This window comes from Chryseobacterium sp., assembly GCF_019236175.1.
Lineage (GTDB): Bacteria > Bacteroidota > Bacteroidia > Flavobacteriales > Weeksellaceae > Chryseobacterium.
Window position 1 is genome coordinate 51,226 of the sequence record NZ_JAFAJM010000019.1, and the last position, 21,905, is coordinate 73,130.

Below are 21,905 nucleotides of genomic sequence, written 5' to 3' on the forward strand. Positions count from 1 at the left end.
AAAGAATCTTATGAATTCTTTTCCTTTTTATAATTATAATGATTTAAAAGAATCCTGATCTCGTTAAATTCAAAATTGCTTGGAAGTACATTCTTCCATTCCGTAAGTGTTTCGTGTGGTTTTTTGTAAAATTCCGTTTCGAAAGCCTTAATTTTATCTGAAGTAATAACTCTTGAAATATCCAGCAACCCCTGTTCTGCAAATTTCGCAAGGTGCCCGATTACCGTTTCTTTTACCAATCCTCTTTCCAGTGCAATTTCCCCAATGGTTTTTCCCTGTTCAAATAACTGAAAAGTGAGCACCTGAGAAGGAACTTTAGCAATTTTCAGATTGATCTCTTTATCATTTTTCTCGTCTAACAGTTTTGTCTCAAGCAGATAGATATCTTTAAGACTGTTTAAATATTCTTCAATATCTTCCAGCCAGATTCTGAATTCATCATTGTATTGTTTAAGGCCTTTTGCTCCTTTAATTTCAGCATAAAATTCTTTTAAAGGATCAAAAATTTTATTTCTGGTTTCCGTAAAGAAAAAATTAACAGCCCCTTTGGTTTTACTTTCAATTTCAGACCATTCTTCTTTTTTCTCAATAAAATGACTGACTTTCTGGAAAATAATTCTTTCCAGCTTTTCAAAGATTTTACCCAGATTCACAGCTTCATGTTTCAGCTGAAGATAAAGCTGATTCGTTTTTACATGATCCAGGTTTTTGGTCACAACTGAAAGTTTATTCCAGTCTTCGACTTCTTTTAAAAACCATACACAATCTACTGTACGGAGTACTTTTCTGATACTATAATCATATTTTTCCTGATTCAGAATAGATTCGATATGATCGTTTACCACAGTATCTGAATGAAAATGCTGGATTCTGCTGTCTTTAAAAATGACTTCGGGTGTAATTTTTGATTTTAAAACAATTCCTTCCAGTGTTCGGCACCGTGATAAAGCTACATACACCTGACCGGCAGTAAAACTTTTTCCGGCATCAATAATAACTTTGTCAAACGTCAACCCCTGGCTCTTATGAATTGTTACCGCCCAGGCAAGTTTAATAGGAAATTGTTCAAAACTGCCTAATACTTCTTCCTGAATTGTTTTATCTGTATCCAGGAAATATTTTTTCTGTTCCCAGGTTTCTCTTTTTACGGTAATTTCTCTTTCACTTTCATCAAGAACAATCCGGATTTCATTTTCATCAAGACCGATAATCTCACCCAGTTTCCCGTTAAAATATTTCTTTTCACCGGAAATATCATTCCTGATAAACATGACCTGTGCACCGATTTTAAGTTCCAGGAACTGCTCATTCGGAAACTGGTTTTCTTTAAAATCTCCAACAAGCTTGGCTTCATAAGTCTGAGCATCCACTTTTATTTCTGCCAGCTTCTCCTGATTGATTTCATCCGCCATTTTATTATGAGAACACAGATATACATAAGACTCTTTTCCCATATCAAAATCAGGATCGTATCTTTCATTCAGGTGGTCGAAATCAATATTCGCCACATCGCCATCCCTGATTGCATTCAGAATCTCCAGAAAACCCTGGTCAGACTGGCGGTACACTTTCGTAAGCTCAATCGTTACAATAGGTATATCTTTAATGGCATGGCTATCAAAAAAGAACGGAGAATTGTAATACATTTTTAAAATATGCTCATCTCTTACCACCGGCGGAAGCTGGTAAAGATCTCCTATAAACAGCATCTGTACGCCTCCAAACCGCTGATTATTTCTTCTGATAAATCTCAACGAGAAATCCATCATATCCAGTACGTCTGCTCTCAACATAGAAACCTCATCAATAATGATAATTTCAACCTCTCTTAAAAGCTTCAGTTTATCCTTTCGGTATTTGAAATGAGGCATCAGATCAGCTATATTATTAGCCAGACTGGTATCTATTCTCTCTGTCGTAGGCAGAAAAGTTCTTAACGGTAACCCAAACATGGAATGAATGGTAACTCCGCCGGCATTGATTGCGGCAATCCCCGTAGGAGCCACTACAATATGCTTTTTCTTGGTACGTTTTACAAAATCATTAAGAAATGTAGTTTTTCCTGTTCCTGCTTTTCCGGTCAGGAATACACTTCTGTTGGTATGTTCTAATAAGTCAAAAAAATGATTGTTCATCGTTGTCAAAAATACGGAAATGAATTTGATTTTCTTACCTTGGCACAAGTTTTGAAAAATCTTAAAAAGAACAATGTCTAAAATGAAAAAAAATTTACTCTATATCCCGATTGTGGTATTATCTACTACAATTAGTCTGGTTTCCTGTAATACATCGAAGAATGCCAATACCAATCTTCCCAAAGATATTTCAGAAAGACCTGTCGATGAAGACAGTCAGAAATATGATCAGGCCCAGCTGGATAGATTAAAAGCATCTATTGAATCTGAAGTTTCAGGAGAAAAGTGTACGGATGCCAATGACTGGACATTTGCTCCAATGGGTATAAAATCATGTGGCGGACCTCAGCAGTATATCGCTTATCCTAAAAAAATAGAAACCCGTATTTTACCAAGAATTAAGGAGTATACTGATAAAGTAAGAATTTTTAATGAAAAATATAATATTATGTCCGATTGTATAATGGTGATGCCTCCTACTTCTCTTAAATGTGTGAATGGAAAAGTAAGATTGATTACTCCGGAAAATAATTAAAAATAAAGCAAAGGTTCTATATCAAATCTACACAAATTCCATCAGGAGTTTTTTACACTAGGATTGATATACAAAGCTCCATCAGAAGATGGAGCTTTATTATAATTTTTACAGGATACTATTCAGACCGGAATCTGAATCATTCCTTACAATTCGTAGTCTTTCACATTTTCTTTATACCATGAAGAATATTTCACATAATTATCTGCGATCCTGTTTACTTCTCCTTCCAGTAACTGTGCATTGATATCTTTAATTTTTCTTGCCGGTACTCCGCCCCAGACTTCACCCGACTTAATGTGAGTTCCCTGAGTAACAACAGAACCTGCTCCTACAATAGAATTTTCCTCTACTAAACAATCATCCATAACAATAGCTCCCATTCCAATCAGGACATTGTCTTTAATGGTACATCCATGGACAATGGCATTATGCCCTATAGAAACATTATTGCCAATATTCAGGGGATGTTTCTGATACGTGCAGTGCAGCATTGCATTATCCTGGACATTCACTTTATCACCCATTTTTATATAATGTACATCCCCTCTGATAACTGCATTATACCAAACACTGCAGTCTTGTCCCATCGTCACATCTCCGATAATGGTTGCTGTTTCAGCTAAAAAAGTATTTCCCCCGATTTGCGGTCTTTTTCCTAATAGTTCTTTTATAAGTGCCATAGTTTTAATTTGAAAATTTAATAATAAACTTATTTAAAGATAAAAGTCCTGACAGTTGCATTGAATAATTTTTAAATTTCCCGATATCTAACTTCTAAATTAAAGCGATAGCAAAAATCTAACTCTCAATTTTCAGCTTCTGACTTCTAATGCGTATTTTTGTATCTCAAATTTAACGAAAAAATGCGTACCGTACTTATAGAACCAACTGAAAATCCAAAAGTAATGAAGTTTGTAACAGATTACAATCTTATTCCGGGATCTTTAGAATTGGACCAAAATTCAGATATTTCAGAGATTCCTCTGGCACAAGAGCTTTTCAATTATCCGTTTGTGGAGAAAATCTTCATAACGGCTAATTTTGTAGCAATAGCTAAACAAGATACTGTAGAATGGGAACATGTGGCTGAAAGTCTGAAAAATGTAATTGAAGATGAATTATTGGCTAATCCGAGAATTTATCTTCAGAAGAAAAAAGAAATGTATCAGATTTATGCTGAAATGACTCCGAATCCGAATGTGATGAAATTCGTTTCAAGCAAATTACTTATGGATGGTTTTGTGGAAGTAAAATCAAGAGCAGCAGCAGAAGAAGTTCCTTTAGCTGAAGCTATTTTCAAGGAATTTGATTTTGCTACCGAAGTTTTTATCTCCGATAATTTTGTCGCGGTTACCAGAGATAATTCCGTAGAATGGCATCAGGTAATGATGACCGTTCGTGCTCTTATTGCTGATTATCTTCAAAACGGAGGAGAAATTTCAAAAGCGGAACCTCAGAAACATGAAAACCCTGTTGAAAAAATCATCAACAGAGATTATACCGATGATGAGCAGAAAATCTCTGATATCTTAAATGAATATGTAGCGCCAGCTGTAGAAAATGATGGTGGAAAAATTTCTTTAATGGAATATGATGAAGCAAGCAAGACAGCAAAAATGCTTTTACAGGGCGCATGTTCCGGATGTCCAAGTTCTACGGCTACTCTTAAAAACGGAATTGAGAACATTTTAAAACAATTTGTTCCTGATCTGGTAGAAAGAGTAGAAGCTGTTAACGGATAATCCGACTGAAAATGCTTCGTAAAAATAAAATTCTGGTCATTATCGGAAGTGCTTCAAAAAATTCCAGCAACCAGAAACTGATTGAGCAGGTATTGGAACAAAATCCGGATATCGGCTTCAAAATATATGAAGATCTTTCTGTTCTTCCTCATTTCGACACGGCATTAACTGATACTGATACTCCACAGGAGATCATCAATATCAGAGAAGAGATCAACAATGCCGAAGGACTTTTATTTATTACACCGGAATATATTTTCAGTATTCCGGCCAGATTAAAAAACTTACTGGAATGGTGTGTTTCCACTAATATTTTTTCTGAAAAACCTGTTGCGGTTATTACTGCATCAGCAAGTGGAGAAAAAGGACATGAAGAACTTTTATTGATTTTAAAGACACTCGGAGCAAAAACAGATGTAGCCCACCAGCTGCTGATAAAAGGAATTAAGGGAAAATTTGACAACCATGGATCAGTTGAAAATAATACCTTTGTCAAAGTATCAAAATTAGTAACAGATTTTAACCGTTCTGTTTCATAATTAAAATTAAAAATATTGGAGAAAAAAGGAATTTTACTGGTAAATCTCGGATCACCGAAGTCTACAGCAGTAAACGACGTAAAGGAATATCTTGACGAATTTTTGATGGATGAAAGGGTAATTGATTACCGCTGGATCTTCCGGGCGCTTCTTGTTCGTGGAATCATCCTAAAAACAAGGCCTGCAAAATCTGCAGAAGCTTATAAAACAGTTTGGACAGATGAAGGTTCTCCACTTATTGTCATTACTGAAAAAATTCAGAAAAAGCTTCAGAAGATTGTAGATGTACCTGTGGAAATCGGGATGAGATATGCTGAACCAAGTATTGAAACCGGTATTCAGAGACTGGTAGATCAGGGGATTTCAGAAATCGTTCTTTTTCCATTGTATCCTCAATATGCAATGAGTACAACGGAAACCGTTATTGAAAAAGCGGAGGAAGTAAGAAAGAAGAAATTTCCAAAGGTCAAGATCAATTATATTCAGCCTTTCTACAACAGAGATATTTATATCAACTGCCTTGCTGAAAGTATCAAGGAGAAACTTCCGAAAAATTTTGATGCTCTGCAATTCTCTTATCACGGGGTTCCGGAAAGACATATTTATAAATCAGATCCTTCAAAAACCTGTAAAATTGATGAAGCTAATTGCATCAACAGTCAGGTAGATACTCACAATGCCTATTGCTACAGGCATCAATGTTATAAGACAACAGAAGCTGTGATTGCAAAAATGGGCCTTCCCAAAGAAAAAACCATTGTCTCTTTCCAGTCAAGGTTAGGAAATGACAAATGGATTGAACCTTATACAGATGAAACTCTTGAGACAATACCTCAGAAAGGAGTAAAAAATCTTGCTGTGGTTTGTCCTGCATTCGTTTCGGATTGCCTGGAAACACTGGAAGAGATTTCTGTGGAAGGAAAAGAGCAGTTCATTCACGGAGGTGGTGAAAATTTCCATTACATACCCTGCCTGAATGATGAAGACCGATGGATTGAAGTGGTAAAAATACTGTGCGAAGAAAAACTAAATGATTTTTATCTGGTATAATCAATCATTTCCTCAAAATATAAAAGGGCTGCCTCATGTACGAGACAGCCCTTTTAATGGTATGGTTTTATGCTTTGAAAGCTGGTTTAAAAATTATCATAGGACCCGAACCATGCAAATTCTGTATTGTGCGGAACAGAAACTCTGTTGCCGGCTTTATCATAGAGCGTTATTCTCGTCATCACCTCGGATTCTCCGTCCCAGGTTCTCCCCACCCAGTTATGATCAAGCTTAAAGCCTTCTTTAAATAACTGTTCCGGAACATTAATGGAGTTGGAAGTCGGGGTAAAATATTTGGTATATGATCTTGTAATATAAGCACCGGAGCTGTTGCTTTTGAATGAAATATCAACATCCATCCTTGAAAACTCATTGGCATTATTGGAGTTTGCTTTCAGGTTGATCACCTTTACTCCTCCGAATCCCGTCCAGCGCTTATCTCCTTTATATACATAAGTAACCAGTTTAGCTCTGTCTACACTTGCAGGATTATCCAGTTCAAGGGTTTCATCATTCGCCACGCTTCTCATCTGGGTGAAGATCGGATATCCGTAGAAGTTAGAGTCAAACTTAACATTAAACATAGAATATAGATTATCCAGTGAATTTCCCCAGAATGGTTCAGTACTCTTATCTCCCGTTGTCATTACAGTGACTACGGATTTAGATAAAATATCTGTTGTTTCCTGATTATATCCTCCGCCTCCGGAAACTTTCCAGATTTTAAAGGTAGCTTCAATCGCAGATTTTACTTTTTCATAAGAATATTCACTTTCAATTGCTAAATAAGCATATTTCCCGTAAGTCACCTGTTTTGTAAAATAAGGTTTACTGGTAAAATATTGAGAAGGAAATCCGGTCTGCTGAATAGTCTTAGCATCGTTGTTGTAGTCTGCTGATTTAAAGAACCCGTTTTTACTCGGCTCAAAGATCACATCAAATGAAGTGGCTACAAGCCTTGCAAAATAGATACTCTTATATTTCGTCGTATGGGTATTCTGAGACATTTTTGTAGTAAAAATAGTCCCTAAACCTACATTAAAAGAAAGTGCTTTTTGAACATCCGAATAACTGTAACATTCTGTAGCAGAATAATCAACGCTTTTTTTAACACCGGAATTGATGTAGTCATTGAAGTTTTTAGAAGTCACGGCCTGAGACAACATATTATTATAAGTAGTAAATCCTTTCGGGCTATCGATTCCTTCAATAACATAAGGATTTGAAAATGAAAAAATTAAATCATAAGGATTCTTTTCATAATTAACTTCTGAATCAAAAGCAAAGTTTTCAATTCTGCTTAAAGGATATACAGCTCCGGGATATATTGTTGAGCTGTTTACACTGATATTCTTCCCTGTAGACTGGCTATTTCCGGGAACTCCGGTTTTGGGACTATGGTCACCGACAAAGATATGATCTTTATCAACTGTAGAGACATCCCAGCTAAAAGGCTTATTGTCAAAACGGCCCATGTTCTGAGATCGGTCAGTATTTAAAACTTCTTCGTTATTATGATCCCGGACACAGGAAATCAGGCACAGCGAAACTGCGCAGCAAAATAAAATAATTCGCTTCATTTTTATATTTTTTTATTAGAAACCTCCTATTTATAGAGGTTGCCGCGAATTTAAAAAAATATATTTCAATATTACGTGAACTTATAAACCCAAAATACAACAAATGATAAATATCATCAATAGGTGAATAATAAGTCTGAAATTTGTACCGGTTCGAAAATAAAACTATAGAAACAAAAAGGCTAAAGAGATAAGAGATTCTCATAACGCCTCTGTTTCTTACAAAATAAAGAGCCTACCCCTGTCAGGAGGCAGACTCATTATCAAGATATATGAGAGATTATTTTTTCAAAAGGTTTCCGGCATTCTGACCATTCACAGTTACGACATACACTCCGGGAAGCATATTGGTCGGAAGCTGAATATCTATTTTATTCACTCCGTCCGTAAGATTTACTCTTTCAGAAATTTCTTTCTTACCTGTTAAACTTACCAGCTCCACAGTTCCTTTACCTGCCTTACTTTCGAAGACTACAGTAAATCTGTCTGTAGCAGGATTTGGACTGATTGTGTAAGCGGAAGTATTTGGAGCTGCTGCCACAAGTCCTGCTGCGGAAGTACCCCCTCCTACACCTACCGCGTTCCAGGCATTGGTCACCTGGGTTACTTCATTACTTCCTGCTCCGTATAAATCTGCGGCTGCCTGAAGAGAATAAGTTCTGGTATTGGCATATGTGGAAGAAGAAGTAAGATAAGTTGTTAATGTTCTGTAAGCGATAGCTCCGGCTTTATCCAGTCCGATTCCGGAGACATTATAGGCAAAACCGTTATCATTAGTTCCGGATCCTCCGGTTACCAATAAATAATACCAGAAATTTAACACTCCTGAATTGGTATGCACTCCGCAATAGTCGTTGGTAGTCTGTCCCGGTACGGCACAACCGGTAGTGGTTGCATCTTTCCAGTATTTTCCTTTATAGGTATCCGGCTGGCTGTAAGCATTGGGATTAGACATATCTCGGATAACATAATTGAAATCTTCCCCTAACGTCCAGCTGGCCTGATTAGGTCTTGCCCAACGTTCAATAGAGTTTCCAAAGATATCGGAAAAGCCTTCGTTTAAAGCTCCCGGTTCTCTCTGGTATACCAGGTTGGCTGTTTTAGAAGTCAGGCCATGAGAAATTTCGTGCCCGCAAACATCAATTGCTGTTAATGGTTTCCCTCCGTTTGTAGTTGAACTTCCATCTCCATAGGTCATTCTGGAGCCGTCCCAAAATGCGTTGAAGTAATTGGTGGAATAATGAACGTAAGATTTTATAGCAAAATTATTGTTATCGATACTCTTTCTTCCGAATTTTGTATAATAGTAATCCAGGGTCATTTCAGCACCCCAGTGTGCATCGGTTGCGTACTGATCTTTATTGGCATTCACATTATTCCACACGTTATCGGCATCTGTAAAATCTACGGCAGCCGAATAATTTGTCCCTTTTTGTAAGTTATAGGTTTCCACTGCTGTTCCGGCATTCCTTCCGGTTTCTCTTAGTCTGTAGCTGCCATTATAAGAGTCTGCTACAATATTTCTGTTTCCGCTATAGCCTGTTGTTGCCGTACCCGGAGCATTAACTTCATGAATAATTGCATCTATTCCTAAGATATTTCCGTTCTTGGCATCTACAAAAACATATTGTCTGCTTAATGGTTTTTCAGAATAGATATCAAATTTATAGGCTAATCTTAAATCATTCAGTTTTTCATCGGTAGGATCTGAATAATAGACCAGTTCTCCTTTCGGAGCAAAAGTAGCATTCACATCATTGGTTTCTTTTTTAATAAAATCTTCTTCTTCCCTGTTTTGCCATTTGTACGAATCTGCTCCTACAAAAGACAGGGCATTTTGCAAAGCAATATTTTCGGAAATATTTGCCTGTTTTTCAATATTTTGAGGAATTTTGAGCACCCATTTCCCTGACTCTCCTACAATTTTCCCGCCTTTGGTTTGTACCGCCATTACTCCGTATTCTACAGGAATATCATTAACGGTTTGCTGGAATTTATGAGTCTCAAACCCTAGCTGATCTTTCTCAAGTCCTAATTTACGGGCTTGGCCGGGTGCTAAGCGCTGAGAGGTTTCATCAAATAAAACCGGAGCTCCCTGAAATGCAGGTCCGTTTTTATCAAATCTCATAAAATCAGCATGTAATCCTCCTTTACCAGGAATTAATTTTGACGGAATGTCTTGCCCATAAACAAAAGAGCAGGCAGCAATGCTTGCTACTAAGATAAATTTTGTTTTCATAATAATATTTGTTAATTGCATGACAAACTTATAAACTTTTCACATTAAAATGAATAAAATGATGAATAAAATTTAATAGATATTATAAATCAATTAATAAAACACAATAATGATTTTATAAAAAAAAAACATAAACTATCATTATCCTATCAATTTAGTAGATATTAATTGAAAAAATTAACTAAAATCAATAATTTGTGAATTAATATTCACAAATTATGCTAAACATGATATTTTTGATCTAAAAAAACAAGAAATCCTTTATTCATAATACTTAACAAAAAAAATGAACAATCTTCTTTAAGATCGTTCATTCTAATTGTTCATTTTTTTATAATCAGAAATTAAACCTGACTTTATAAAAATATTATTTTTTACTGGAAATAGGGGTTCTGAATTCTCCATATCCCATCAACCCGTCATAATTTCTTCCGAAAGGAGCATAATACAGAAAAGCCTGATACAGGTTTTCAGTCTGCCAGAAATTCCCGTTCACTTCTCCAAAGTTCAGGGCACCATTATTTTCTTTTGTCGCCAGAACATAATTATAAAAACCCTGTTTTAAAAATATTCTCGCCACATATTGTTTGGCTGCTGCATCATACTGCATCTGATTTTCCTTAGTCGGCTGAAAATTATTAAATCCGCCAAGCACATAAATTTCTTTATCCACAGGATCTGAATCTAAAGAAAAATAAACCCAAGAATAATCTGCTTCTCTATCCGGATCCCGCTCTCTTCCCAGATCATTTCTCCTGTAATACCAGGCTCCGTTTACATCAGGCTGGTACTGATAATTTAAAGGAAAAGCCCAGACAGGATGCAGGTATGTCTGATTCACTCCGTCTTTGATTTCCGTTGCACGTACCATATCGGCCGGTGTATTCATATTTTTGTTATCGAAATAATAAAATTCGTTATTCCCGGGAAAACTAAGATTCATCTGCTGAAAAAGCAATTGATTTCCAAGCACAGAGCTTGGTTTTAAATTAGGGACCATCACATTCGGATTGTTATTCTGCATCACATTTAAAGTCATGGAATTCACATTGGATGAAAGATCCCCGCCTTTAGCAGTAGCCTGTACTTCTACTCTCTGATTGATATCCGGTCTTTTCGCATCTGATATTCTTGTGATGTTTAATCCGAGAGCCGTAACATCTTCAACCAGGTAAAACCTTCTTTTAAAAAGAGGTTTATCTGCTGAATCCTTATAAACAATCAATTCAAAATTTCCGGAAATTTTCGGCTGTATTTTATCATTTGGAAAACTGAGTTTGTAATGAGTATAGGGTTGAAGTGTATTAAAGGAATACTGAAACTGATCAAGAAGAGCATTCATACTTCCTGTAGCAATCTCTGTATAAAACAGATTATCATCATTCCAGTTTCTGTCATAATGTTTAATCGTATACCGGTAGATCTCACTGGCATTCGTAAGATCATCAAAACTTAAAACAAGTATTTCATTTGATTTAAACTTAATAACAGGAGTTTCGTCATTCGTCTGTGGATTAAACAACTGGATACTCTGGATATTTTGTCCAAAGACCAGGCCGCCCAAAGAAAGTAAAAGTAGTCGCAAAGTTTTCATTATGACGAAGATAACGAAAAATCATCATTTTCTTAATAATATCGTATTTTTGATCTCAAAATATTCAGATATGCTTCAGATTCAAGGCTTCGTTTTCAATTTTGCAAGCGAAAACACATACATCATCTACAATGAAAATAAAAATGCCTGGTTAATTGATCCGGGGAATATGAATGAACAGGAAACCCGGGCGATTGATAACTTTATCAAAGAGAAAGGCTTGAACATTCGGAAAATTCTTTTAACTCATGCTCACATTGACCATGTTTTCGGGCTTCAATGGGCTTTTGATACTTTTAAAGTTCCTGTAAATATGCATCTGGAAGACCAGGAAGTACTAGATATGCTTCAGGCAAGCGGCGTGAGGTTCGGAATGTCAATAGATCCGGTAAAGGTGGATATTGAGTATGTAAAAGAAGGTGATGAATTAGATCTTGATGGAGAAAAGTTCAGTATTTATCATGTTCCGGGACATTCTCCGGGAAGCGTAGTCTATCATAATGAAAATCAAAAGTTCATGATCTCCGGCGATGTTCTTTTTGAAGGCAGTATCGGAAGAACTGATTTATATAAAGGGAACTACGAACAACTGATTGATGGTATAAAAACAAAACTTTTCATTTTAGATAATGATACTCAGGTATTCTCAGGCCATGGCAACCCTACATCGATCGGTTTTGAGAAACAGTATAATCCTTTTTTGAAGTAGAGCGATCAAAACAATTCAACGAGAGAAATAAAAAAAGAACCCGTCAGAGAAATTCTGACGGGTTCCTGTTATAAAGAAATAGAGTTTAGAAATCTAAAGTAATAGATGCTCTGGCAGCAGCTCCCATAATAGGTCTTGCCATTCTGATATTGGTTCCTCCCATAGTCTGAGATCTTGGGTCTCCTTCTGTAATTCCTATTGTGTTGAAGATATTCGTACCATCTACAGCAAAACGAATTTTTCCTAACTGATAAGACATTCCTGCTCCGAATTCAGTGAAAGACGGCAGAATATTGTCATCCGTATTTCCTTCATTCTGAAAACGTTTTCCATAATAGTTCATACTTACATAAGCTCTCCATTCTTTCGTAATATTGACTGCCGGAGCGATATTGAAATAGAATTTAGGAATTCTCCTTACTACATTTCCGCTATAATCGAACAGACTGCCATCAGCATTTCTTCCTGTAAAATTTTTATATTTCGGATTCTGAATTGTTCCGTTAAATGTAACTTCAAGAATATTATTAAATAATCTCGCATACCCTTCAATTTCCACTCCTAAATTGGTGGTGTTTGCAAACTTATTTTCTGAAGTTCCGTCTGAGAATACATCAGTGAACGAAAGATTTTTAAGGGCAGAATAAAAAGGAATGACCGCAATATCAAAAGTACGGGAATAGTACTTATACCCTACTTCCAGCTGATGGGTTTCTACAGGCTTGATCTGGCTCAGATCTGACATATTATTATAATAAGCCTCTTCATTCGGAGATCTGAAACCACTTGAAAAACGTGCATAAACCGCATTTTCTCTATTGATTTTATAATTACTTGCCAAAGTATAAGACACTTTATTTACATCATAATACCAATATGTATATTGGTTTCCTAAAACAGCCATTTTATCATCAGCTGTCGTAGTTGCAAAGCTATGAGTTCCATCTGTCGTCAGACCTGAGTTATTAAGATTCGCCGTTGTAGTATTCACACCGTATCCTTTGTAAAAATCACGGCTGTAACGAATACCTCCGTTGAAGCTCCATGCATCAGTAATATTATAATCCAGATTTAAATAAAGATCATTCAGACTTCCCTGAATCTGCGAATCTCTGATCAGAAAAGACATATCCGTAACTCCGTTATAGGTCTTAGAATAACCTGTATCTGAAGGGTTCAGTGAAGGATCTACAAGATTCAGCAATTGGGGGCGGTCTGTAGCGGTAGTCAAAATATTGCTCCAGTTCCAATACTGATGAGATTTCCAGCTTGACTTATAAAATCCTGCCGTCACATTTCCTTTATCAAACTTATAGCTAAACTGCAGGTCGTTTACAAAATTGTTCATTTGTTTATCAATGGCCCAGAAGCCGAGTTTCTGAACATAAGCAGGGTCAACAGCCGCTCCGTTACTTACAAGAGAATACTGATAATTGGTCATCCCCATTTCTTTGGCAAATTCAGCTGTGGTTTTAGGTGCTCCTGCAGGAAAAATCCCTGTATAATTCATATTGATATCCGTATATCGGGTTTTATTCAGTACACTGAAATTATTCCCGAGATCATACTTAAATTCAGCGCCTGCCACATCCATTTTCGGATGAATTCCGTTCTCAAGATCTCTGCTGAAAAAGCCGCCTCCTGCCTGAGGAATATTCAACTGCCCGATTGTTCTGTAACTGTAAGTTCCGTAATTGGCATTAAAACCGGGAAAGGCTTTTAATGTATTTCCGTCCTGAAGCAAAGGAATCGGTAAATAAAATGTATTTCTGTCATCCAGTTTTTTATAATATACTTTCGCATAGCCTTTATCAAAGACATATTTCAGATTCATTCTGATCTGCCCGCCATTGTTAGCTTTAAAGCCTGTTTTTCTGATTCCGTCATCCGTTCTGTAAAAACCTCCTACATTAAAAAATAATTTATCTTTCACCAATGCTCCGCCCACATTCAGATCGGTACGCATTAATCCGTAAGTACTGGTTTCAAGCTTTGCTGTTCCTTTAAAATCATTCGTTCCTTCTTTAGAAATAAAGTTGATCAGACCTCCAGGAGAATTATTGGCATAAATGGATCCTGATCCGCCTCTTAAAGCTTCCAAACGGCTAACGGTATTGTCAACACGGAAAAAATTATCGGCATTCGCAAACTGAAGAGCACCGTCTTCAAAAACAGGAAGGCCGTCTTCCTGAACCTGTACAAACTCATACGCTCCTGCAGAAGGAATTCCTCTTGCAAAAAGATTATTCCCTACTTCACCTCCGGAAGTTTCCACAGCAAACCCCGGAACTCGCTGCAGCAATGCAGCCGCACTAATCGGATTTTGCTTTTGGATTTCCTTTGCACTGAATGTTGAAATTGCTGTGCTGGATTCTATTTTTTTCTTTGGATTGGAATTTCCTGTGATGACAATCTGATCGATGGAAGAAACTTTGGCAGAATCCTGAGTTGTTTCCTGGGCATAAGCATTATTGAAGTACAATGTAGCTGTAGCGGCGATTAAAAAGATTGATTTATTTTTCATAGCCCTATTTTTTGTTGTTAGTTTCAGTTTTGTTGTAATTGTAAATACACTCCATTCGTCCAACCAAACCCATCCTGATTGGGGTATTCCCCGCCGCCTGCAATTGTTTCCGTATCCAATGCATTGTATTTTTCCATCAGTTTTCCGGTATTCTTATAGACTCTTTCTACATTGGAACACCAGTTATTTTTTATCTTTTCAGCCAGCTCATCAAAGCCATAATTTTTCATGGCTTTAAATCCCAACCACTGATAAGGAGCCCATGCATTGGGTAGATCCCATTGCTGGCCTGATTGTACGGTAGTCGTTACCAGTCCTCCCTGATAAAGAAATTTTTCCGCAATATTTCCCGCCATTCCCTCTGCCTGTTTCTGGTCTGCCAGTCCGAGAAATAAAGGGTAAAGAGCAGCAATATGTTCAGACGGTGTTTTTGTGTTTTTTTTAGTGTGATAATCTTTATACATCTTTACTTTTTCATCCCAGAAGTATTTGTTGATCATCTGTCTTCGTTTTGCTGCTCTTTCAGTAAAATAATTTTCTTTGTCTCTAAGCCCAAGAAGTGCTGAAGATTTTGCCAGACTGATTTCCAAATGCCATAATAGACAGTTCAGATCTACCTGTACAAGATTCAGCGTTTCTATGGTCTGTATATTTTTTCCGTCTGCAAACCATCTGCTGGAAAAATCCCAGCCGGACTCACAGGCACTTCTTATATTTCTGTAAAACTCTTCTCCTGAAGTATTTTCATGATCTTCAATATCAATCAGATAACTTTCAGGGCGGGGTGTATTTTCTGAATCATAGTATCTGTTCAGGATATCCCCTTCAACTGTTTTGACTACTCTTTTTACCGCGGTGTTATTTTCCAGCCCTTCTTCACCATTCATCCAGAAATAATATTCTTTTTCTAAACTGTCATGATATTTTGTATAGATCTTATCATCCGCGGTAGTTTCAAAAAGAAGATCCAGCATCAGCGAAAAATACGGTGGCTGTGAACGGCTTAGGAAATGAGTTCGGCTCGCATTCGGAACAAAACCTATATGCTGAATCAGATAAGAACAGTTTTCTACAATATTCTCCATCATTGCCACTCTGCCGGAAACCTTCAGTCCCAGCATAATAAAATAACTATCCCAATAAAAAAATTCATTAAATCTGCCTCCCGGAACAATATAAGATTTGGGTAATTTCAACAGCGTTCCTTTTTCCTCATATGCGGTACGGGTAAGCTCATCCCATAATTTTTCAATATGTTCTTTAATAGGCAGATGTTCTTCCCTGTGAACAGAAACCTGAGCTCCTAAAAAATCGAAATGATTCATCACAAATTTTTTCAGGTCAAAGTGATCTGTATTCTTTTCCTGTTCATAGAGTTCGTTGATTTCAGCAATCGGAAGCAACGGAACAGCATCCGTCATCATTTTCTGATCTTCAAAAATCTCAGATTTCTGAACCTCATCAAAAAGAACTTGAATTTCGTTGATATAAAGTGGGTTACTCATGTCTATTGTTTAGGATTAATTTTTAATTTATTCATGAAAATTGCTGAAATAATCAGTAATGAAAGCGGAATCAGTGAAAGGTAAAATGCCTGCTGTCCACTAAACTCCTGAAATACAAAACCTGTAATAATGGATCCTACTGTTCCTCCGATAGCTGAAAAAACAACGATCAGCCCGGACATTGCACTGTGTAAATATTTAGGTATAGAAGCCAAAATTACAGAGTTGATACTTGGATAGATCGGAGCCAGCAAACCTCCCATTAACGGAAATAAATACACGACAAGAGGAGCATTCAGCCAGTTGGTAGCAGTATCTATATGAATATTATGCGTTAACGGCAGTACCAAAAGCAAACTTATTGCGAAACCAACTACACAAAATGAGACCACATAAATCCAGCTGAATTTTTTTGAAAAGAAACCTGATAAAAATCGCCCCAAAGCAAACGCTCCAGCTAATACGGCTCCAGCCTGAATACTCATAGAGGTAGGAACTTTTAATATCTCTTTATAAAAAGTAGGCGTCCATGTCTGAAAACTCTGCTCCACCAATACAAAAAGGAATGCACATAATAAAAAGAATAATACTTTTTTATAGCTGAATAAACTTGCGCTGTTTTTCAAATCGCCCAGTACATCCGTTTTCTCACTTTTAGCATCCTTCTCATTCAGTCTGGAAAAAAATAAAAAGAAAAAAGAAAATGCAGACAAAACACCTAATACCCAGTATACATTTAACCATTCTGTAGATTTTGGATCATGATCATCAATATACAGGCTGAATAAAACATTTCCCGCCAACACGCCGATCATAAAGAAACCTTCCAGAAATCCCATAAAACTTGAATGCTCTTTATCGGTTTCCGTAACCAGTCCAATGGAGGTAAAAACCGATATCTTGATTAAAGCAAAGGAAACCCCTACGATGGCGAATAATAATTTAAAAATCCAGAAGCTACCGGCAAATGGCATGATAAAGCACATACCGCTTACCAAAAATAAAGCGGTCAGCATTGAGTTCTTAATACCGATCCTGGGAAGAAATGAAGCCAGAATAAATGAGCAAATCGCGATCGGAAGATCTTTAAAACCTTCCAGAACACTGGCCGAAGATTTTGAAATTCCAAAATTCTGCTGGACCTGTAAGATCACAGTTCCCACAGAATTCAGAAGAATTGCGAAAACAAAATAATTTAAAAATAGAACGGCCTTGATGTTGAAATTTTTCATTCAGGTTATTTCTTGCCGGCTAAGATAGAAGCATTTGTATTAACGATAATTTAACACAGTAAATCAATATTTGAACAATATTAATATAATTAGTATTTTTAGTGATTAAATATGATTAATTAAATGAAAGTTACTTTTGAAAGAGTAATCCCTAATGAAAAGAGCTCGTTCCGGACGATTCATAATAACTCTCCTATTTCCGAATTCAAATGGGAGTATCATTATCATCCCGAAATTGAACTTGTCTGTGTCATTTCCGGGAGCGGTACCCGACATGTAGGCTATCATAAAAGTAATTATACAAACGGAGATCTGGTACTGATCGGATCCAATATTCCTCATTCCGGATTCGGATTAAATTCCATTGATCCTCATGAAGAAATCGTCCTGCAGTTCAGGGAAGAGATTCTGCAGTTTCCCCAGCAGGAAATAGAAGCAATATCCATTAAAAATTTACTGGAACTTTCAAAATACGGCATTCACTTTCATCACAAAGTAAAAAAGATAATATTGCCCAAACTAAAACTGATGCTGGAATATGAAGGCTATAAAAGATATTTATTGCTGCTTGAAATCTTATTTGAGTTATCCCAATGTCAAGATTATGAGCTTTTGAATAAAGAGATCATGCCTTATACCATTATTTCTAAGAACAAAACCCGCCTTGAAAATATTTTCACTTACGTGGAACATCATTATGATAAAGAAATCAATATTGAGGAGGTGGCCCAACTTGCCAATCTGACTTTACCGGCTTTTTGTAATTTTTTTAAAAAAGCCACTCAGATTACATTCACTGAATTTGTAAACCGTTACCGTATCAATAAAGCCTGTCTGCTGATGGCTCAGGATAAAAGCATCTCGGAATGCAGTTACAGCTGCGGTTTTAATAATGTAACGTATTTCAACAGAATGTTTAAAAAATATACCGGAAAGACCCCTTCAGAGTTTATAAAGAATTATTCTCATAACAAGGTTAATATAGATTTGAAGGCTGAAAAAGAAGTTAAAGCCACAGCTGTTTTTTAATCATTAGTGTTATTAAAATAACTTTCAACTTATGGAAAACCATAAGGACACACCATTAACATGGATTATTTTCGTGAAAAATAATTTATTAACAATTTAAAATTACAAATTATGACGATTAGAATCACATGTATCAAAAAAGACAATGGAAATCATTAAAATCCATATGCAGCTATTACAGACTTAGGATGGATTGACGAAAAAGGAGAGAAAGGAAAAAATACGAGACTGGAGATCTACTCTTTGATAAAAGATCAGAAGGTTATGGCCTATGTAACAGATGACAAAGAAAATTATGTAAAGGTTGTTACGGCAGTAAGCTCTAACGGCACTCAATATTTAAAAACGGAGGCTGACAGCAGTGAAAAAAATAATTTATTGTCACTTCCCGAATGTAAATAATCTACAGGTCTTAAATAAAAAAGCTGCTCTATTAAATAGAACAGCTTTTTTATTTTTTATAATATAAGAGAATTACTTCCATTTAATATTACACCCAAGACTTGGTCTCTGAATTTCTTCCTGCGGTTCTCCGGCTAAAAGATTTTCAAAAGCAATAATTAAATCTTCTCCGGTAACATCTTTATTATTTCCCGGTCTTGAATCATCCATCTGGCCTCTGTATACAAGGTCCAGTTTGTCATCAAAGAAATAAAAATCAGGAGTACAGGCTGCATCATATGCTTTTGCCACCGCCTGGCTTTCATCGAACAGATAAGGGAAATCAAAATTTCTCTCAATCTGAAATTCGATCATCTTTTCAGGCGCATCTGCCGGATATTTTTCAATATCATTGGCATTGATCGCAATGAATTCAATTCCTTTTTCATTATAGTCTTCATACAATTCATTGATCTTATCAATGACATGAAGAACAAACGGACAATGGTTACACATAAAAATAACCAGTGTTCCTTTTTCTCCTTTCAGCTCTTCTAAAGACTGAAGTTCATTCGTTTTTGACGGGTTTGGAAGCTCAAAAAACGGAGCTTTTGTACCTAATGCCAACATATTTGAGGGAGTATTCATATCCTTTTTCTTTAATTCACAAAGATAAAAATTTCTTTTATTATATCGTAAAGAAGATGAAGGATGAAAAATAGGAAAACAATAAAAAATACATCCTTATATCCATTTATTGACTCAGACTATATACCTCATTAATTTTTACAATAATTTCAATCTTATCGGCCCAAACCTCTTCCAGTTCCGGTTCTTCCGGCTTTGAGTCAGCTTCCGTGACCTTCTTTTTTCATGAAAATCAAAATAACGTTTGGAAGATATCTTCAAAAGTTTGTAGTTTTGCTAACACTGTTAGTAATAAATTATCATGGGCCTACATGAACGTCGTCAAAGAGAAAAAGAATCCATCCGTGCAAATATTTTGCAGGCTGCATTCACTTTGGCTAAAACTGAGGGCTGGGCTTCACTTTCTATGCGTAAAATAGCAGACGCTATTGAGTATAGTGCTCCGGTAGTATATGATTATTTTGAAAACAAGGAAGCCATTTTATTCGAAATCTCTTTAGATGGCTTTCACAAATTACATATAGAATTATTAAAAGCACAGCAGAAACACGAAACTCCGGAAGATCAGCTTGTGGCTATTGTAGACGCTTACTGGAATTTCGCTTTTAAGAATAAAGAATATTACCAACTTATGTTTGGGCTGGGAATGCAGTGTTGTGGAAAAGGACAGATGAAAAAGGAATTTTCGTCATTCCAAGAGCTGATTTACGAATGTACTTACAACATTATCAAGAAGAACGGTTCTAACCCGGATAATGCATGTCACATGTCTCACGCTCTTTTTTCAGCAGTACACGGAATGATTTCAATCATGATGATGCGTACAGCAGACATCCCGTCAACTATGAATAAAACAACTTTGGACGAAACTGTTTCGGCTTTTATTAAGTCTTTATAAAATTTTTTTGAATCAAAAATTAACACCGTTAGGAAACTTAACACTGAATTAATATAATTAATTCGTTTAAACCTAATTAAAGCAAAAACTATTTATGCAAAATCATAAACATTCAATTGTTAAAGCTAAGCATTTTTTCTTCAAAGATTAACACCGTTAGCAAAATTAACATAGATTACACCTCACATCTTCATATACTTAAATACATTAAAAACAATTTTCAATTATGGAAACAATCGACTTGATCGGACATTAAAAATTCTGTAATTTTTTTTGAACAAATTATTAACACTGTTAGGAAAAAAAACAGCATTTATTAAAAGAAACATTTACTTAAATCTAACACTTCATTTAAAAAAATTAAACTAACAATGAAAATACCTGGAAAAACAAGGTTTATTGTACTTATTGCAAGTATAATTCTTTTACAGAGCTGCACAAAAGCTGCAGAAGGATCCAATGCCGCACCTCCAGCTCCTGAACTTCCGGTTTATACCGTTATTACCTCTCCCGCTACTACATATCAGGAATTCCCAACTGCCCTAGAAGGAAAAAACAATGTGGAAATCAGATCTCAGGTAGACGGCTATCTTGACAGAATTTATGTAGAGGAAGGCGCTTATGTAAGAGCCGGGCAGCCTTTATTTAAAATAGACTCAAGAAGCTATGGGGAACAGATGAATATGGCACAGGCAAATCTGCAGGCTGCCAATGCGAATATACAGAAAGCAAAAGTAGAAGTGGACAGACTTCAGCCGCTGGTCGCCGCAAAAGTGGTTTCAGATGTACAGCTGAAAACAGCAAAAGCCAATTATGAGGCTGCCGTTGCCGCTGCTGCTCAGGCCAGAGCTTCTGTGGGAAGCGCAAAAATCAATGTAGGATTTACAACTATTACAGCACCCGTAAGCGGTTATATCGGCAGAATCCCATATAAAAAAGGAAGTCTGATCTCAAAAACAGATCCGAATCCATTGACATTATTATCAGATATCAGCGAGATCTATGCGTATTTCTCTTTAAGCGAACTGGACTTTATTGCTTTTCAAAATAAATATCCGGGGGCTACTTTAGAGGAAAAACTGAAAAATATGCCGATGGTGGAACTTGTCATTGCCGATAACAGTACTTATCCGGAAAAAGGAAAACTGAGTATTGTAGACGGACAGTTTGATAAAACAACCGGAGCCATCAGTGTACGTGCTGTTTTCCCTAATACCAAAGGAGCATTGAGAACAGGAAATACCGGAAGAGTGCGTATGCCACAGCTGATTTCCAATGCAGTGGTTATTCCACAGGAATCTACCTTTGAGATTCAGGATAAAACTTATGTTTACGTGATGAATAAGGATCAGAAAGTAACCGGAAAACCGGTGAAAATATCCGGAAAAACAGACAGCTATTATTTTATTTCTGAAGGACTTTCTCCGGGAGAAAAAATCGTATACACCGGAATCGGAATCCTGAAAGACGGAGCTTCCATCAGACCAAAAGCCATTTCTTCTGACAGTTTATTGAAAGCGAAACCTTTGTAATATTCTGAAAGCAGAGACTTAAAAAAATAA

The 21,905-nt window shown here is 36.3% G+C and carries 18 protein-coding genes; 9 read left to right on the forward strand and 9 right to left on the reverse strand.

Features of this window, described 5'->3' with window-relative positions; translation table 11 throughout:
- Positions 1-8: 8 nt before the first annotated feature.
- Positions 9-2,135, reverse strand: a complete 2,127-nt coding sequence (locus JO178_RS16465; protein ID WP_291938228.1) for a helix-turn-helix domain-containing protein — start codon at positions 2,133-2,135, stop codon at positions 9-11.
- A gap of 82 nt (positions 2,136-2,217) precedes the next feature.
- Between JO178_RS16465 and JO178_RS16470 the strand changes: the two genes are divergently transcribed.
- On the forward strand, positions 2,218-2,670 hold the full coding sequence (locus JO178_RS16470) for a hypothetical protein (protein ID WP_291938230.1): 453 nt from the start codon (positions 2,218-2,220) through the stop codon (positions 2,668-2,670).
- Positions 2,671-2,816: 146 nt separating this feature from the next.
- Here JO178_RS16470 and JO178_RS16475 read toward each other — a convergent pair whose 3' ends face one another.
- Positions 2,817-3,353, reverse strand: a complete 537-nt coding sequence (locus JO178_RS16475; RefSeq protein ID WP_291938231.1) for a gamma carbonic anhydrase family protein — start codon at positions 3,351-3,353, stop codon at positions 2,817-2,819.
- 183 nt (positions 3,354-3,536) lie between these two features.
- Here JO178_RS16475 and JO178_RS16480 point away from each other — a divergent pair, with 183 nt between their 5' ends.
- Genes JO178_RS16480 through hemH form a run of 3 tightly spaced genes read left to right on the forward strand, consistent with a single transcriptional unit; the run spans position 3,537 to position 6,004 of the window.
- Complete coding sequence (locus tag JO178_RS16480) at positions 3,537-4,415, forward strand: NifU family protein (protein ID WP_291938232.1); 879 nt, start codon at positions 3,537-3,539, stop codon at positions 4,413-4,415.
- A gap of 11 nt (positions 4,416-4,426) precedes the next feature.
- Entirely contained in the window at positions 4,427-4,954 is a 528-nt protein-coding gene (locus JO178_RS16485) for an NAD(P)H-dependent oxidoreductase (protein WP_291938234.1), read from the forward strand.
- Positions 4,955-4,969: 15 nt separating this feature from the next.
- Positions 4,970-6,004 (forward strand): ferrochelatase, encoded by a 1,035-nt coding sequence (gene hemH / locus JO178_RS16490; RefSeq protein ID WP_291938236.1) that lies wholly within the window; start codon positions 4,970-4,972, stop codon positions 6,002-6,004.
- An 86-nt stretch (positions 6,005-6,090) separates the two neighbouring features.
- Here the strand turns inward: hemH and JO178_RS16495 are convergent, their stop codons facing one another.
- The 3 genes from JO178_RS16495 to JO178_RS16505 form a co-directional block, all read right to left on the reverse strand.
- Entirely contained in the window at positions 6,091-7,584 is a 1,494-nt protein-coding gene (locus JO178_RS16495) for a hemolysin (RefSeq protein WP_291938238.1), read from the reverse strand.
- A gap of 280 nt (positions 7,585-7,864) precedes the next feature.
- Positions 7,865-9,823: a M4 family metallopeptidase gene (locus tag JO178_RS16500; protein ID WP_291938240.1), complete on the reverse strand. Its 1,959-nt coding sequence runs from the start codon at positions 9,821-9,823 to the stop codon at positions 7,865-7,867.
- Between the two features lie 367 nt (positions 9,824-10,190).
- Positions 10,191-11,417, reverse strand: coding sequence for a type IX secretion system plug protein domain-containing protein (locus tag JO178_RS16505; RefSeq protein ID WP_291938242.1), 1,227 nt, complete (start codon positions 11,415-11,417; stop codon positions 10,191-10,193).
- 70 nt (positions 11,418-11,487) lie between these two features.
- On the opposite strand from JO178_RS16505, the gene JO178_RS16510 reads away from it, so the two are divergent.
- Entirely contained in the window at positions 11,488-12,126 is a 639-nt protein-coding gene (locus JO178_RS16510; RefSeq protein ID WP_291938244.1) for an MBL fold metallo-hydrolase, read from the forward strand.
- Between the two features lie 85 nt (positions 12,127-12,211).
- On the opposite strand, the gene JO178_RS16515 is transcribed toward JO178_RS16510, so the two are convergent.
- From JO178_RS16515 to JO178_RS16525, 3 genes are read right to left on the reverse strand one after another with little or no spacing between them, the layout of a single operon-like run.
- Complete coding sequence (locus tag JO178_RS16515) at positions 12,212-14,650, reverse strand: TonB-dependent receptor (protein ID WP_291938246.1); 2,439 nt, start codon at positions 14,648-14,650, stop codon at positions 12,212-12,214.
- 23 nt (positions 14,651-14,673) lie between these two features.
- Positions 14,674-16,155 carry a trehalase family glycosidase gene (locus JO178_RS16520; RefSeq protein WP_291938248.1) on the reverse strand — a complete coding sequence of 494 codons (1,482 nt, stop codon included), beginning with the start codon at positions 16,153-16,155 and terminating at the stop codon, positions 14,674-14,676.
- A gap of 2 nt (positions 16,156-16,157) precedes the next feature.
- The gene (locus JO178_RS16525) at positions 16,158-17,387 is read right to left on the reverse strand and encodes an MFS transporter (RefSeq protein ID WP_291938250.1); all 1,230 of its coding nucleotides are present in this window, start codon (positions 17,385-17,387) and stop codon (positions 16,158-16,160) included.
- Between the two features lie 123 nt (positions 17,388-17,510).
- Between JO178_RS16525 and JO178_RS16530 the strand changes: the two genes are divergently transcribed.
- On the forward strand, positions 17,511-18,416 hold the full coding sequence (locus tag JO178_RS16530; protein WP_291938252.1) for an AraC family transcriptional regulator: 906 nt from the start codon (positions 17,511-17,513) through the stop codon (positions 18,414-18,416).
- A gap of 174 nt (positions 18,417-18,590) precedes the next feature.
- Entirely contained in the window at positions 18,591-18,818 is a 228-nt protein-coding gene (locus tag JO178_RS16535; protein ID WP_291938919.1) for a DUF3892 domain-containing protein, read from the forward strand.
- A 72-nt stretch (positions 18,819-18,890) separates the two neighbouring features.
- On the opposite strand, the gene JO178_RS16540 is transcribed toward JO178_RS16535, so the two are convergent.
- Entirely contained in the window at positions 18,891-19,445 is a 555-nt protein-coding gene (locus tag JO178_RS16540) for a thioredoxin family protein (protein WP_291938254.1), read from the reverse strand.
- A 301-nt stretch (positions 19,446-19,746) separates the two neighbouring features.
- Here JO178_RS16540 and JO178_RS16545 point away from each other — a divergent pair, with 301 nt between their 5' ends.
- Both JO178_RS16545 and JO178_RS16550 read left to right on the forward strand, forming a co-directional pair.
- A complete protein-coding gene (locus JO178_RS16545; protein ID WP_291938256.1) occupies positions 19,747-20,343 on the forward strand; it encodes a TetR/AcrR family transcriptional regulator in 597 nt (198 codons plus the stop codon).
- A 371-nt stretch (positions 20,344-20,714) separates the two neighbouring features.
- Positions 20,715-21,875 carry an efflux RND transporter periplasmic adaptor subunit gene (locus JO178_RS16550; RefSeq protein WP_291938258.1) on the forward strand — a complete coding sequence of 387 codons (1,161 nt, stop codon included), beginning with the start codon at positions 20,715-20,717 and terminating at the stop codon, positions 21,873-21,875.
- Positions 21,876-21,905 lie beyond the last annotated feature (30 nt).